Genomic DNA, 13988 nt, shown 5'->3' on the forward strand with positions numbered 1-13988 from the left:
AGGAAGGTACTCTCAGTTAGGCATAACATCACGTTATGCAGTTGGAGATCCGCCACCTGCGGGTGATCGCCGCGATCGCCGACACCGGCAGCATCACCCGGGCGTCGGCCGTGCTCGGCCAGACCCAGCCGGCCGTCACCGCGCAGCTGCAACGGATCGAACGCGCACTCGGCGGGACGCTCTTCGCCCGTGACGGCACCGGCGCCACGCCCACGGCCCTGGGCGCGATGGTCCTGTCCCACGCCCACGGCATCATCGCGCTGCACGACGATCTGGTGCGCGACGTCCGCCGCCACGACGTCAGCGCGGACCTGACGACGCTCAGACTCGGCGCCACCGCCGGGCCGATGGCCGCCGGCCTGATGACCGCCGTCCGCCGGCTCCTACCGGAGGCCGAGGTTTCCCTGCACGTGTGCGACTCGGACGAGGAACTGGTCGAGCTGCTGACCGAGTCCCGGCTGGAGATCGGGCTGAGCGTCGACTATCCGGGATACGAACTGCCGATGCCCGAGGAACTGGGCGAGGCGGTGCTGGGCGTCGAGCCCGTCTTCATCGTGCTGTCGAAGGACCACCCGCTGGCGGCCGAACCCGAAGTGCCGCTGGCCGCGCTGGCCGGCGAGCGCTGGCTACCGGGCGTCGGCAAGGACCTCCGGATGCGGGCGATGTTCCATGACGCCTGCCGCCGGGCGGGATTCGCGCCGCGGCGGATCCAGCGCACCAACGCCAGCGTGGTCTTCTCCCTGATCGGCCAGGGGCACGGCGTGTCCCTGTGCCGGGCGATCACGGCCGGGCGCGAGAACGTGGTGGTCAGGCCGCTGGCCGGCGACCCGATGTGGGTACGCGAGCGGCTTCTGTGGCCGTCGAACGGCCCGGTCGCCGAGCACGTGCCCCGCATCAGGGACGCGCTCGTCGTGGCGTACCGGGCGCAGGCGGAGGCGATGCCGGCCTACCGGGCGTGGCAGCGCATCCGCCGACGATCCTGGTCGGAGCGCGATGCGGAGCCCCTTGGCTGGTGAGGGACAAGGCGGTGCAATCACGCACCAAGGCCACTCGCTGGATCCCAGCTCCGGCCCCATCCCCATTAGGCCCGGAACCCAGCCCTCCGCATAGGCCCCCACATCGATGTCCGGTCACGCCCTGGGGTGTGCCTGGCGGTATGCCGTGCGGAGGCGCTCGATCGAGACGTGCGTGTAGATCTGGGTGGTGTGCAGCGACGCGTGTCCGAGAAGCTCCTGGACGCTGCGCAGGTCGGCGCCGCCTTCGAGCAGGTGCGTCGCCGCGGTGTGTCGCAGCCCGTGCGGGCCCATGTCCGGTGCTCCCTCGACCTCACGCAAGCGAGCGTGCACCACCCGTCGCACCGTACCCGCGTCGATCCGCCCGCCTCGTACCCCAAGAAACACCGCCGCCCCCGAGCCGGCGCGGATCCACCGGGGGCGTCCGTGGACGCACCACCTGTCCAGAGCACGGAGCGCGGGCAACCCGAACGGCACCGACCGTTCCTTACGGCCCTTGCCCAGCACCCTGATGACGTGCCGATCCCGATCGACATCGTCGACGTCCAGCGCGCACAGCTCACTCACCCGCACCCCAGTTGCATAAAGCAGCTCCAGGATGGCCTGATCCCGCAATTCCTTGGGCTCTCCGTCCGAGGGCACTGCAAGGGTGGCCTGGGCCTGCTCCAGATCGAGTACGGCAGGCAACGGGCGGGGAGCCTTGGCACTGCCCAACAGTAGGCCGGGGTCGTCCGGCAACCAGCCTCTGCGATGGCAGTAGGCCGTGAAGGTACGTACGCAGGCGGTCCTGCGCGCCAGCGTCGCCCTCGCCTTGCCGTTGGCGTGCTGCTCGGCCAGCCATTCGCGCAACGTACTGATATCGAGGCCGTGGAGCTGACCGTCCAGGTGCTCGAGCAGGGCCGTGACGTCAGAGAGATAGGCACGCACGGTATGCGGGGACAAGTCTCTTTCAAACCGCAGGTACCTGCCGAATTCGGCTGTCACCTCGTCCGCTCCCAGCCACCCGTCGGCCACAAGCACCTCCCCTCTCACAGACGCCGACCGCTGCCGGAGCCACGCGCACCAGGCGATCAACAGCCCACGGCCGGGCTTGTACCCGTATATCGGCCTACCGTCGCCTCGTTTCTTTCACCTTTGCACATTGGTCCACGACGCACATTGGTCCACGGCCGCCAGCCGACCGATGGGGCGGTGTCTGGTTGGTCGCGGATCGATGACGACCCGCGGAGTGGCGCGGTTTCTCGGTCGCTCGGACCGATCCTCCCTGGTAGAAGCCAAGCCATGCGGCGACCTCGTGCATCCACCACTCGGTGGGGCGCCACCGGCGGATCAGCGACCTAGCCAAGCTGAAAGCCGAGATCGCGCGCTCGCACCGATGCGCCCACGTCATCGGCCGTTTCCACCTCTGGCAGGACCTGTCCGCTGCGGTCGGTCGTCGAGGATGACATCCCGCAGAGCGGCGTGGCTTCTGCGTGCTCAGCCCTGTTCGCCCACGTAGGAACACACAACGAGATCGTTGATCCACCACTGGGTGGGACGCCACCCGCCGTCCGCCCTGGCCGGAAGCGGCCCAGATCACGATCACGCGCCTACGCCGGCTTGGCCCACCCTCGGTGATCCCTTGCTCGCGACAGCGCCTCCCCCATGGAGGGATGAGCAACCCATGCTCCGCCGGCGACTGTCAGTGCCATCTGCGCCGGCCGCCCGGCAGCCCCAGCCAGAGACCTTGGATGCGTTGGAGTTCGCCGTTCTTGAGGGAGGGCTGTTGGGGTGCTGCCCCTCGGAGAGGCCCGTTGAGGTACAGCCCCCCGGAGAGGCCCCTTGAGGTACAGTCCCCTCGATGGAGGAAGGCGAGCGCCCTCCCCGCGGTGCTCAGCCGTGGATCGCGGGGCGGGCGCTAATTCGGGGGCTGCGGGCGGGAGCGCGTCCGCCCGCGATGGTGGCAGGGTCAGGAGCTCGCGACGGTCGTAAGGCCGGCAGCCTTCGACGGTGGGAAGAGTCGGGAGCCCGTGACGATGGGGAGGAGCGGGGAGCCCGTGACCGTGCGAAGGAGCGCGAGTTCGGGACGGTGGAAGGGTCAGGAGCAGGTGGCGGTGGTGGGCTGGGCGGCCGGGCCGTTGGCGGTGAAGCCGATGGCAACCGACGCGCCGGGGGCGAGGTTCTTGGCGTAGTCGGGGCCCTTGGCGGTCCACGTGGTGCCCGACTGGGTCACGACCGCGTTCCAGCCGTTGACCAGCGTCACCCCCGACGGGAACGCCCAGGTGGCGGTCCAGTCGCTGATCGTGCCGGTGCCGGTGTTCTTCACCGTCAGCTCGCCCTGGAAGCCGCCCTGCCAGGAGTTCGTCTGCTTGTACGACACTGCGCACTGCCCGGGAGGGTTGGGGGTGGGCGTATCGGAGGGCTGCCCGGTACCACCGGTCGGCGGGATCAGGTACGGCTGGAGGATGGCCTGTTTGGCCTGGTTGACGGTGGTCCAGTCGTCGTTGAGGATGCCCCCGGTGTCACCGGAGTTCGGGTTCCACGACCAGTAGGTGAACGACATCCCGTTCACCCCGGTACCCGTGTACTTCAGGAGCTCCTGCAGCCAGATCTTGTCCACGTTCGCGGCCAGGGTGGTGCCGAACTCACCGATCATGATCGGCGCGATGTTCTGCTTGTACAGGTAGCCCCAGTACTTGTCCCAGATGCCCGGCAGGTTGGCGGGGTAGTCGGGGGCGTCGAACCAAGTCTGGTGGTAGACCGAGGTCGCATAGTCGTGGGGTGAGTAGACCAGGCGGTTGGCCACGTTGAGCCGTACCGGATACTGGCCCGCCTTCGACAGATTCCCGCCCCACCAGCCGCAGTCCTCGTCGTTGCTGGGATCGCCGTCCCACACGTTGGACAGGCCGCCGCTCGGGCAGCTCACGCCCTCCACGAAGATCAGCCAGTTGGGGTTGACCGACAGGACCGCGTTGCCGGCCCGCTCGGCGGCCAGCCGCCAGTCGCGGGCCTGGTCGCCGCAGCCCCAGCAGGAGCCGGTCGCGTTGGGGTTGGTGCCCTCCGCGTGCGGCTCGTTGTGCAGATCGGCGCCGATGACGGTGGGGTTGTTCGCGTAGTGCTGGGCCAGCGCCTTCCAGTCGTTCATCCAGGTGCTCTCCGGCGTGGCGGAGACGTACCAGAGCGCGGACTGGCCCGCCGCGGTCGGGCGGTGGCGGTCGAGGATGATCCGCATGCCCTTGCCGCCCGCGTACGCGATGATCTTGTCCAGGATCTGCAGCGGCGACAGGCCGATCAGGTCGGGGTTGACGTAGTCGTTGATGCCCGTGGCCGTGGCGCCGGACTTGAGCGCGTCGTTGGAGTACGGCACGCGGATCGTGTTGTAGCCCAGCGAGGCCATCTTGTCGATGTGACCCTTCCAGGGAGTGCTCGACCACAGGCCGTGGAAGGTCCGGTTGTCGGTCTCCATGCCGAACCAGTTGAGGCCGGTCAGGCGCACGGTCGCACCCGTGCTGTCAACGATCTTGTTGCCGCTGGTGTGCAGGTAGCCGGTGCCCGTGCCGCCGGCTGCGCCCGCCGGGGCGGCCGTGGCCACCGCGACAGCGACTGCCGCTCCGGCCACCAGCGTGGCCAGCGCGGCCATCAGCGCCTTGGACAAGTGCATGGGGGTGCCTTTCGGAGAGGGAGGACGCGGCGTCATGCTCGGCTGCCGTCTTCACGCTCGTCAACGCACTGTGGGTTCTATGGCTGTGACCAGGCAGAATGCTTGAAAGTTTCACTGGGCCGACCAGCGCTCGGGAGCGGGGGACAATCGGCGTAGGCCCGCGGCCACCCTCCGGCTGATCAGGCCGCCAGGAGCTTGACGATCGCGACGACGCCGATGCAGACGATCACGCCGCGCAGGATCGGCGCGGGCAGCCTGCGGCCCAGGCGGGCGCCGAAGAAGCCGCCGATCATCGAACCCAGCGCCACCAGCAGCACGGCCTGCCAGTCGACGTCCGCGACCAGGATGTACAGGGCGGCGGCGGTGAAGTTGACCAGCAGGGCGAGCACGTTCTTGGCCGCGTTGATGCGCTGCAGTTCCTCGTCCAGCATGATGCCCATCAGGCCGATGAGCAGGATGCCCTGGCCCGCGCCGAAATAGCCACCGTACGCGCCGGCGGCGAGCGTGCCCAGCCACAGCCACGGCCCGCCGTGCGCGCGCCCCGGCCGGGCGGACAGCAGGCGGCTCAGCCTGGGCTGGATGATGACCAGCGCGCAGGACAGCGCGATCAGCACGCTCACGATCACGTTGAAGCTGCCCTCGGGCAGGGTGAGCAGCAGCAGCCCGCCGGCCAGGGAGCCAATAACGGAGGCCGGGGCCAGCCTGAGCAGCCGCTCCCGCTGGCCCTTCAGTTCGGCCCGGTAGCCCATGACACCGGTGAGGCCGCCGGGGACCAGGCCGATGTTGTTGGAGACGTTCGCCGTGATCGGCGGCAGGCCGACGGCCAGCAGCGTGGGGAACGTGATCAGCGACCCTGAGCCGACGACGGTGTTGATCGCCCCGCCCGCGACTCCGGCCGCCAGCACCGCGACCATCTCCAGTGGTGTCATGCTCGGAACTCTAGAGCCTATCTCTCTTGTTAAGACAGATCATTCCGACATGTGGGACAGGAGGGAGATCACGACCTTGCCGGATGCGTGGCCCTCCTCCTGATAGCTGACGGCCGCCGGGATCTCCGCTAACGGATAGGTCCGGTCGATCACCGGATGGATCTCACCGCCTTCGATCAGCTCGGCCAGCGTCATGAGGTTCTGCTTGGTCTTCGTGCAGGGCACCACCTCTGTCACGACCACCCGCTGGGACACGAACAACCCCGCCGCGAGCGTGGCGAACACATGGCCCGCGGGCTGGAACCAGCGGCCGGCCGGGCCACCGATGAGAACGTGGGTCGCCTTGCGGGTCATCACCCGCCGGCAGGCGGAGCCGGATCGGCTGCCCGCGATGTCCAGCAGCAGGTCGTAGCGCCGCCCGCTCCGGGTGAAGTCCTCCTTGGTGTAGTCGACGACCTCGTCAGCGCCGAGCGACCTGACCAGGCCCACGTTCCTGGAGCCGCACACGCCGGTGACGTGCGCGCCGAACACCTTGGCGAGCTGGACGGCGAACGTGCCCACGCCGCCGGAAGCCCCGTTGACGAGGACGCGGTCCCCGGGCTGGACGCGGCCGTCGTCGCGCAGGGCCAGCAGGGCAGTGCCGGCCGCCATCGGCACCGCCGCCGCCTCCTCGAACGACACGTTCCTCGGCTTGAGCGCCAACTCGCTCTCCGGCACGCACACGTACTCGGCGAAACCGCCCTTCTTGGGCATCGCGTACACCTCGTCGCCGGGCCGGAACTCGCTCACGTCCTTGCCGACCGCCGCCACCTCCCCGGCCACGTCGGCGCCCAGGACGCTGAATCGCGGGGCGCGCAGCCCCGGGCCGCCCATCACGCGGGCGATGTACGGCTCGCCGCGGAGGAAGTGCCAGTCGTAGGGCTGGACGGAGGTGGCACGCACCCGGACCAGCACCTCGTCGTCGCCGGGCACGGGCTGGTCGATGTCGGTCAGGACGAGGGGTGAGCCGTACGCGGGAAGGACGAACGCTTTCATGGCTTTCTCCTTGTGGGGACTCGCGACCAGTGTCGCCAGACCCACCACGCGCGCTCTACGGCCGAAAGTACGACCCCTTCCCTGGCCGATCGGCCCGATCAGAGCCTGACGCGCTTGGCCTCGTACGCCCACATGGCGATCTCGACACGATTGCGGACGCCGAGCAGCTTGAGCATGAGGCGGCCGAGCAGTTGAGCATGAGGCGCGCGATGTGGCTCTTGACCGTGCTGAGCGAGATGTGCGGGGCGTCGGCGATCTCGCTGCTGGTCCGCCCGCGGGCCACGGTAGCCAGGATCTCCTTCTCCCTGCCGATCAGCGCCTCGCGGGGCTGCGCCGGTGGCATGGCGCGCCCGGAGTAGGCGAAAGTCTGCAGCAGTCGGGCCGTGATGATGAGGGCGATGAGCGCGTCGCCGTCGGCCGCGGCGCGGACGGCCTGGGCGAGCAGGTCCGGGGCGGCGTCCTTGAGCGGAAGGCCGCGGGCACCCGCCCCGAGGGCGGCGTGGACGTACTCGTCGAGGTCGAAATTGGTGATGAACAACGACGGCGAGCGGATCGGCGCCGCCCGGCCCGGCCAGGCGGCGAGTGGCCTCGATGCCATCGAGGCGGAGCATGCGACGGCTGACCTCGACGCCGTCAAAGCGGGGCATGCGGATGTCGAACAGGCTCACGTCGCGACGCGACTGAACGGCCTGCTCAAGGTGGTGCGTCACTAGGGACTCGAACGCCGGCCCCGCCGCTTTGGGGCCGGTCGCACGAACCGAGCGGAGGGCCGTACAGGCAGACGGCAAACGCCCGATCAGTTCGGACATTTACAGTTCGGATCCGAACAGTTAGAGTCCTTACCATGGACGCACCGAAGAGTACGCGTAGCCGCAGCTTCGAGCTGATGCGCTGGATCGTCTGGGCTCAGCGGAAGGCCGGCGAGGATTGGATCCGGGCCCGCGAGCTCAGCTTCGAGCAGGCTTTCGTACTCGGCTATCTGATCGAGAACCCCGGTGCGATCCAGCGCGACATCGCACAGATGACCCACACGACCGCGTCGAGCGTCTCGGGCCTGTTGCAGGGGCTTGAGCGCGGCGGCCTGGTCGAGCGCCGCACGGAGCGCGGCGACGAGCGCAGTAAACGTGTCTACGCGACGCCGGTCGGCATCGAGCTCATCGCCGGGCTCGACACCGCGATGGCCGCCGCCGATGAGACGATCCTCGCCCCGTTGGACCAGGACGAGCGGGACACCCTGCACGCCCTGCTCGCGAAGATCACCGCGCGACTGCCACAACCGACCCGGTCGTAACCGCTGATGCGCGGCCAGGCCGCGCATCAGCAACGCGCGTATCCACAACCCGCGCCGGCCTCCGCCGTCGCGCGCTCCAACCTGCCCAGAAGCTCGAACTTGCCCAAGAGCTCCAGCCTGCCCAGAAGCTCCAACCTGCACAGGAGCTGGACCTCCCCAGAAGCTCCAACCTGCCCAAGAACTCCAACCTGCACAAAAGCTGGACCTGCCCAGAAGCCCCAACCTGCACAAGAGCTGGACCTCCCCAAAGGAGCCACCATGCACTCTCCCGTCACGATCATCGGCGCCGGTCTCGGCGGCCTCACTCTGGCCCGTGTCCTGCACGTCCACGGCATGCCGGCCACGGTCTACGAGGCGGAGGCCTCACCGACGGCGCGCGCTCAAGGCGGGATGCTCGATATCCACGACTACAACGGGCAACTCGCCCTTGAGGCGGCCGGCCTCATGGACGAGTTCCGTGGCCTTGTCCTGGAGGGCCGCCAGGCGATGCGGGTCCTCGACCGGGACGGGACCGTCCTGTTCGACAAAACCGACGACGGCACGGGTGGACGCCCCGAGGTGCAGCGCGGCGACCTGCGGCAGATCCTGCTCGACTCGCTCCCCGCCGGTACCGTCCGGTGGGGTCACAAGGTCAGCGGTGCACGTGCTCTCGGCGAGGGCCGCCACGAGGTGACCTTCGCCGAAGGCACCATCGTCACGAACCTGCTGGTCGGTGCGGATGGCGCGTGGTCCCGGGTCCGGCCGCTGCTCTCGACCGCCACGCCCGCGTACACCGGCATGTCGTTCGTCGAGACCTACCTGTTCGACGCCGACACCCGGCACCCCGCCACCGCGAAAGCGGTCGGCGGCGGGTCGATGGGCGCACCCGCGCCGGGCAAGGCGATCCTGGCTCACCGCGAGAGAGGCGGCACCCTGCACGCCTACGTGGCGCTCACCGAACCGCAGGACTGGTTCGCCGCCATCGACTTCACCGATGCCGCAGCGGCCGGCGCGCGGATCGCGCGGGAGTTCGACGACTGGGCGCCGGAGCTCACCGCGCTGATCACCGACAGCGACACCGCGCCGGTCCTGCGCCCCTTCTACGCCCTGCCGATCGGGCACCGGTGGGATCGGCTGCCGGGAGTGACTCTGCTCGGCGACGCCGCGCACCTCTCGGCCCCAAACGGCGAAGGCGCCAACCTGGCCATGTACGACGGAGCCGAACTCGGCCAAGCCATCGCCGCGCACGCCGACGACATCGAGGCCGCCCTCACCGAGTACGAGCAGGCCATGTTCCTCCGCAGCGCCGAAGTCGCCGCCGAGGGGGCGGAGATCTACGAGATACTCGCCGGCGACAACACAGCCCACAGCCTGATCAACGTACTCGTCGAAGACGAGCAGACCCCCATGAATCGCTAGGTCATGTAGGCGGTGCAGCCCTGTCAGCGGAGCCCCTTGGCGGCCAGCAACCGCAACAGCTCCAGCAAGCGCGGCCAAACCAGCGCCGAGGACGCCGCTGGGCCACGCGGCCGCCGAGCGGCGGCGCGTGTCCGCTTCCGGTGAGCCGCCGTTGACGATCCCAGGCCGGACAGCGACTCCCCGTAGCAAGACCCGGCAACCCACACTCAACGCCGCGTCCACTTCCGGCGAACCACCGTCCACAATCCCAGGCCGGACAGCAACTCCCCCGTAGCAAGACCCGGTGACCCGCGCCCGACCCGATCCGCATCTGGCTCAGCAGACCCGCCCGCCACACCATGCCACGCCGCGCCTCGGGCTCACGGGCGAACCGCTTGGCCGACCAGACCTGGTCGTCCTCCCCGGTCACCAGCAGCACCGGCCCGTTGATCCGCTCCACCGGAATCGCCGCCGCCGCAACAGCATCGGATCGGAGGCTGCGTTCGTGGATCGGGCGAAGCGGCGCGAGCCATCGTGAGTGGCGTGGTCATCCGGGACATAAGACAACGGGTGGCCGCCCAGGGGCCAGGTCGGCAGGCGTTTCGCCCCTTCGCCCCTTCGCCCCTTCGCCCCTTCGCCCCTTCGCCCCTTCGCCCCTTCGCCCCTTCGCCGAGGAGTATCGCTTGCGGTCACAGGCGGCTCGTTGGCACATGTGTGTGGGCTGCCCGCGGGAAGTTCACGGATCGTCGGGTGAAGGTGGGAGATCGTCGTCATCGGTTAGGTCTGAGGGGTACTGCCTAGGAGGTGCTGTTTCGTCGGCTTTCACGTACGCCCTTGATGGCGTTTTGCGGGTGCGCCAGCCCTTGGCCACTCGTTCTATGTAGCCTGCGGCGGCCAGGCCTCCCAGTGCGCTCAGGGCCGTGTCCAGAGAGACTCCGGCCGCTACCGCGATGGAGGCGGGGCCTGCGGCGCCGCGTGTGGGGATGGCGTCGAGGACCCGGCTGGTTGTCTCGCTCAGCGTGTCTCGTGGGACGACCGGGCCGCGGGTTTGGGGGGCTAGGTCGTCGCCTATCGAACCGACCAGTTCGATCACTTCCTCTGGCGAAGTGACGCAGACGGCCTTGCGCTCGCGAAGGAGGCGGTGGCAGCCGGCCGACATGGTGGAGGTGATCGGGCCTGGCACGGCCGCCAAGTGGCGTTGCAGTGACAAAGCGTGACTGGCTGTGTTGAGTGCGCCGCTGCGGAGTGCCGCCTCCACTACGACGGTGCCTCGTGACAGGGCGGCGATCAAACGGTTTCTGATGAGGAAGCGCGCACGGGTGGGGTGTACGCCGGGAGGGCACTCGCTGACCACAACGCCCTGGTCGCGGACGGCGGCGAACAGCTCGTGATGTCCGGTCGGGTAGCTGACGTCGACGCCGCAGGCCAGGACGACGACCGTCGGGGAGTCGGCGGCCAGGCTGCCACGATGGGCCGCGCCGTCGATCCCGAACGCACCGCCCGAGACCACGGTCCAGCCGGAGTCACTGAATCCCACGGCGAACTGAGCCGCGACGTGCACACCGTACGCCGTGGCAGCCCGTGCGCCGACGACGGCGATCGATCGCAGACAGGAGAAGCGCAGGTCGGCCGAGCCATGGAGCCACAGGCCGAGAGGGCGGCGCGGTCCGAGTTGGTCCAGCTGAGTAGGCCATTCCGGACTGCCGGGGATGATGAATCTGGCGCCGCTTCGTTCGCCGTTGGCGAGGTCGGCCGCGGGGTCGGCGGACTCCAGGCGGGCGCGCCAGGCGCGAAGTCGCTGGGTGAGCTCTGTTATGCGACGCTCTGTGAAGGCCGTGCCGAGTTGCTGGGCGGGGCCTGTGATGTGCTGCTGAGTGGAGTTGGGGATCCGTTGCTGAGGGATGGTCGTCGTTCCGGATTGCCCCCCGGAGTCTGTGGTCTGCCTCTGGGTGGGATTGTCTCCATGTTGTCGGCTTGGGTCATTTAGCTGACGTTGGGTGAGGTCGGCTGCGACGTGCTGCCACATTGGGTCCGGTATGTGTGGCTGAGTCGGGTCCGGCATGTGCTGCCGGGTGAGATCCGCCAACTGGTGCTGGGGGGCGTCCGAGATGTGCTGCCCGTTGAGGTCCGCCAGTCGGCGTTGGCTGGGGTCCGGGATGTCGTGGCCTTGGGTTTCCTGGGTGATGAAATCGGGTGGGAGGGTCTCCGTGCGTACAGCGTCGATTGCTGCCTCGGCGCCGCAGCAGGCGACGAGGCGACCCATCGTCGGGTCTCCAGCGTCGGCTACGCGCATGAGGGCGGCCCTCGCCTCCACTTCTACTCTCGTCATCGACGCTCCTGAGGGGTGGGAATGCGGGCTTCGGGTGCGCCGGGCCTCGGTGGTGGCTGCGCGGCGGGTTGAGGGGTCACGTGTTCACTCCCAGCCACAAGGCGAGGGCTGTGGACGTTTCCGTGTCTTCGGGGCGGGGTTTGCCTGCCAGGTCCGTAAGGGTCCACGCGACTCGTAGGACGCGATCTAGGCCGCGCGCGCTGAGGGTGCCCGAGTCGAGGGCGGTCGTCATGCACTTCATGGCGGCATCTGAAGGGCGGTAGTCGGCGTGGAGAGCCGCGGACGGGATTTCGGCGTTCGTGCGCCAGGCGGTGCCGGCCAGGCGTTTGGCGGCTCGTTGGCGGGCTGCCAGCACACGCTCGGCCACAATCTTGCTCGATTCGACGAACTGGCGGTCGGCCATGAGCTCGCGTCTGGACGTACGGGCGACAGTGACCTTCATGTCTACGCGGTCGAGAAGCGGGCCGGACAGTCTGGCCAGGTAGCGGCGTCTCATCGTGGGTGAGCACTGGCAGCTTTCCCCCTGATCCTGGGGCTGGGCGCAAGGGCAGGGGTTGGCGGCGAGAACGAGCATGAAGCGGGCCGGGAAGGTGACGGAGCCCGCTGATCTGCACACCGTCACGCGACCGGCCTCCAGGGGCTGGCGGAGGGAGTCGAGGATATGGCGGGGGAATTCGGGGGCTTCATCCATGAACAAGACTCCCCGGTGGGCGAGGGAGACCGCGCCGGGGCGTATGACGGTGCTGCCGCCGCCGATGATGGCCGCCGCCGTGGCGGTGTGGTGAGGGCTGACGAACGGCGGTCTGCTCAGCATGGGACTGCTGGCCGGGAGTACGCCTGCCACCGAGTGGATGGCCGTCACCTCAAGGGCGTGGTCCAGCTCCAGGTCAGGAAGAAGTGTGGGCAGGCGTTCGGCGAGCAGGGTCTTGCCTGTGCCGGGCGGGCCGAGCATCCAGAGGTTGTGGCCTCCCGCCGCGCATATCTCAAGTGCTCGGCGCGCGACCGGCTGACCGGCCACGTCGGACAGGTCGACGGCGGGCTGGATGGTCGGCTGAGGCGGCTCTGAAACGTCTTGGATGTGCCACTCGGGCAGGTCGTCTCCCCGTCGTAGCCACTCCACCAGTTGGCGCAGGTCGGTGAACGGCGCCACCTTGACGTCGGGCACCAGCGCCGCTTCCGCCGAGTTGGCCGCGGGGACGACCACAGTGACGTCTCCGTGCTCGGCCGCGCCCAGCACCGACGGGAGAACGCCACGCACGGGTCTCAGTCGTCCGTCGAGGCCGAGTTCGCCGAGGAAGAACGGCTCCGCGACCCGGTCGGCGGGGACCACCCCGGCGGCGCCCAGTATGGCGACGGCTATGGCGAGATCGAACTGGCTGCCACGCTTGGGAAGGCTTGCCGGGAACAGGCTCACTGTGATGCGGGCGTCTGGCCAGGGGAAATGGCTGTTGACCATCGCCGATCTGACCCGTTCTCTGGCCTCGCTGAGTGCCATGTCCGGCAGGCCGATGAGGTGGATCCCCGCCAAGCCGTTGCCCACGTCGGCTTCCACTTCCACGCTGCGGCCTTTGACGCCGACCAGGGCCACGCTGCGGGTCCTCGCGACTGCCATCTCAGATCGCCCCCCGTACGTGCTGGAGGGAGTAGTCGCCGGCGAAGCGCTCCAGGGCGATCACGTCGATTCTGACCGTGTCGAAGGCGCGGGGCTGGGTCATGAGCCACTTGGCGGCGAGCATGCGGAGCTTGGCCAGTTTGGCCGGTCGTACTGACTCCAGGGCTGTGCCGTGTGATCGGCTGGATCTGGTCTTGACCTCTACCACGACCAGATTGGGGCCGTCCTCGGCGATGACGTCGATCTCGCCGTGGCGGCAACGCCAGTTGCGTTCGATGATGGTCATTCCCTCGGCTTCCAGGTAGTTGACGGCGAGCTGCTCGCCGTGTTTGCCGAGGTCGTTCCTCGCGGCCATGTTGCACCTCCGGGCCCTGACTTTCGCGGATCGGGGATGGGCGGTTGGGGCCGAGCGAGGTTCTGTGGACAGAGCGGGGTGTGGGTCGGGGGGTTGTGGATAAGTCGGGGACGGGGTTGGGCATCTGGCACCGCGCCAGGCGCCGGGTGAGGTGTGCTGCCGCTCCGGGTGGCCTCGCTGGGTGGCTGCTCCGGATGGCCTCGCCGGGTGATCCACCCGCCCTGAGTGAGCCGACCCAGGTGATCCATCCGCCCAGAGTGAATCAGTCCAGGTAGCTCACTGTCCTGAGTGGCCAGTGGCAGGTGCAGGTGACTGGCCTGTGTCGGTGCGGGTGACTCGCTGCGGCTGCGGATCGGCCGTGACGGGTGACTGCGGGGAGTGCAGGTGGCTTATGGCGGTGCCGGTGA

At 68.8% G+C, this 13988-nt stretch carries 13 protein-coding genes; 4 read left to right on the top strand and 9 right to left on the bottom strand.

Annotation, left to right across the window (positions count from 1 at the left end; all coding sequences use genetic code 11):
* The first annotated feature begins 35 nt into the window (after positions 1 to 35).
* Positions 36 to 1016, top strand: coding sequence for a LysR family transcriptional regulator (locus ACQP2T_RS47695; protein ID WP_433511447.1), 981 nt, complete (start codon positions 36 to 38; stop codon positions 1014 to 1016).
* Positions 1017 to 1130: 114 nt separating this feature from the next.
* Here ACQP2T_RS47695 and ACQP2T_RS47700 read toward each other — a convergent pair whose 3' ends face one another.
* The 5 genes from ACQP2T_RS47700 to ACQP2T_RS47720 all read right to left on the bottom strand — a co-directional run bounded on the left by ACQP2T_RS47700 (position 1131) and on the right by ACQP2T_RS47720 (position 7155).
* Entirely contained in the window at positions 1131 to 1997 is an 867-nt protein-coding gene (locus ACQP2T_RS47700; RefSeq protein ID WP_433511448.1) for a tyrosine recombinase XerC, read from the bottom strand.
* 1093 nt (positions 1998 to 3090) lie between these two features.
* On the bottom strand, positions 3091 to 4653 hold the full coding sequence (locus ACQP2T_RS47705; RefSeq protein ID WP_433511449.1) for a cellulase family glycosylhydrolase: 1563 nt from the start codon (positions 4651 to 4653) through the stop codon (positions 3091 to 3093).
* A gap of 179 nt (positions 4654 to 4832) precedes the next feature.
* Positions 4833 to 5582 (bottom strand): sulfite exporter TauE/SafE family protein, encoded by a 750-nt coding sequence (locus ACQP2T_RS47710; protein WP_433511450.1) that lies wholly within the window; start codon positions 5580 to 5582, stop codon positions 4833 to 4835.
* Positions 5583 to 5621: 39 nt separating this feature from the next.
* Positions 5622 to 6617, bottom strand: a complete 996-nt coding sequence (locus ACQP2T_RS47715) for an NAD(P)-dependent alcohol dehydrogenase (protein WP_433511451.1) — start codon at positions 6615 to 6617, stop codon at positions 5622 to 5624.
* Between the two features lie 55 nt (positions 6618 to 6672).
* Positions 6673 to 7155, bottom strand: a complete 483-nt coding sequence (locus tag ACQP2T_RS47720; RefSeq protein WP_433511452.1) for a LuxR C-terminal-related transcriptional regulator — start codon at positions 7153 to 7155, stop codon at positions 6673 to 6675.
* Between ACQP2T_RS47720 and ACQP2T_RS47725 the strand changes: the two genes are divergently transcribed.
* From ACQP2T_RS47725 to ACQP2T_RS47735, 3 genes are all read left to right on the top strand, one after another.
* Positions 7145 to 7330, top strand: a complete 186-nt coding sequence (locus tag ACQP2T_RS47725; protein ID WP_433511453.1) for a hypothetical protein — start codon at positions 7145 to 7147, stop codon at positions 7328 to 7330. The genes ACQP2T_RS47720 and ACQP2T_RS47725 overlap by 11 nt on opposite strands.
* 131 nt (positions 7331 to 7461) lie before the next feature.
* Positions 7462 to 7908, top strand: a complete 447-nt coding sequence (locus tag ACQP2T_RS47730) for a MarR family winged helix-turn-helix transcriptional regulator (protein ID WP_433511454.1) — start codon at positions 7462 to 7464, stop codon at positions 7906 to 7908.
* Between the two features lie 258 nt (positions 7909 to 8166).
* On the top strand, positions 8167 to 9306 hold the full coding sequence (locus ACQP2T_RS47735) for an FAD-dependent oxidoreductase (RefSeq protein WP_433511455.1): 1140 nt from the start codon (positions 8167 to 8169) through the stop codon (positions 9304 to 9306).
* A gap of 1 nt (position 9307) precedes the next feature.
* Here the strand turns inward: ACQP2T_RS47735 and ACQP2T_RS47740 are convergent, their stop codons facing one another.
* The 4 genes from ACQP2T_RS47740 to ACQP2T_RS47755 form a co-directional block, all read right to left on the bottom strand.
* Positions 9308 to 9745 (bottom strand): hypothetical protein, encoded by a 438-nt coding sequence (locus tag ACQP2T_RS47740; protein ID WP_433511456.1) that lies wholly within the window; start codon positions 9743 to 9745, stop codon positions 9308 to 9310.
* 276 nt (positions 9746 to 10021) lie between these two features.
* Positions 10022 to 11548, bottom strand: a complete 1527-nt coding sequence (gene dprA / locus ACQP2T_RS47745; protein ID WP_433511457.1) for a DNA-processing protein DprA — start codon at positions 11546 to 11548, stop codon at positions 10022 to 10024.
* Between the two features lie 142 nt (positions 11549 to 11690).
* Positions 11691 to 13226, bottom strand: a complete 1536-nt coding sequence (locus ACQP2T_RS47750; RefSeq protein WP_433511458.1) for a YifB family Mg chelatase-like AAA ATPase — start codon at positions 13224 to 13226, stop codon at positions 11691 to 11693.
* Between the two features lies 1 nt (position 13227).
* Complete coding sequence (locus tag ACQP2T_RS47755) at positions 13228 to 13581, bottom strand: YraN family protein (protein WP_357942951.1); 354 nt, start codon at positions 13579 to 13581, stop codon at positions 13228 to 13230.
* Positions 13582 to 13988: the final 407 nt, after the last annotated feature.

This window comes from Nonomuraea sp. CA-143628, from assembly GCF_050942315.1.
Lineage (GTDB): Bacteria > Actinomycetota > Actinomycetes > Streptosporangiales > Streptosporangiaceae > Nonomuraea.

Bases quoted from the DNA above. Each gene is read 5' to 3' on its own strand.
- ACQP2T_RS47695 (WP_433511447.1), top strand. From the start codon at position 36: ATGCAGTTGGAGATCCGCCACCTGCGGGTGATCGCCGCGATCGCCGAC.
- ACQP2T_RS47705 (WP_433511449.1), bottom strand. From the start codon at position 4,653: ATGCACTTGTCCAAGGCGCTGATGGCCGCGCTGGCCACGCTGGTGGCC.
- ACQP2T_RS47710 (WP_433511450.1), bottom strand. From the start codon at position 5,582: ATGACACCACTGGAGATGGTCGCGGTGCTGGCGGCCGGAGTCGCGGGC.
- ACQP2T_RS47715 (WP_433511451.1), bottom strand. From the start codon at position 6,617: ATGAAAGCGTTCGTCCTTCCCGCGTACGGCTCACCCCTCGTCCTGACC.
- ACQP2T_RS47730 (WP_433511454.1), top strand. From the start codon at position 7,462: ATGGACGCACCGAAGAGTACGCGTAGCCGCAGCTTCGAGCTGATGCGC.
- ACQP2T_RS47735 (WP_433511455.1), top strand. From the start codon at position 8,167: ATGCACTCTCCCGTCACGATCATCGGCGCCGGTCTCGGCGGCCTCACT.
- dprA (WP_433511457.1), bottom strand. From the start codon at position 11,548: ATGGGTCGCCTCGTCGCCTGCTGCGGCGCCGAGGCAGCAATCGACGCT.
- ACQP2T_RS47750 (WP_433511458.1), bottom strand. From the start codon at position 13,226: ATGGCAGTCGCGAGGACCCGCAGCGTGGCCCTGGTCGGCGTCAAAGGC.
- ACQP2T_RS47755 (WP_357942951.1), bottom strand. From the start codon at position 13,581: ATGGCCGCGAGGAACGACCTCGGCAAACACGGCGAGCAGCTCGCCGTC.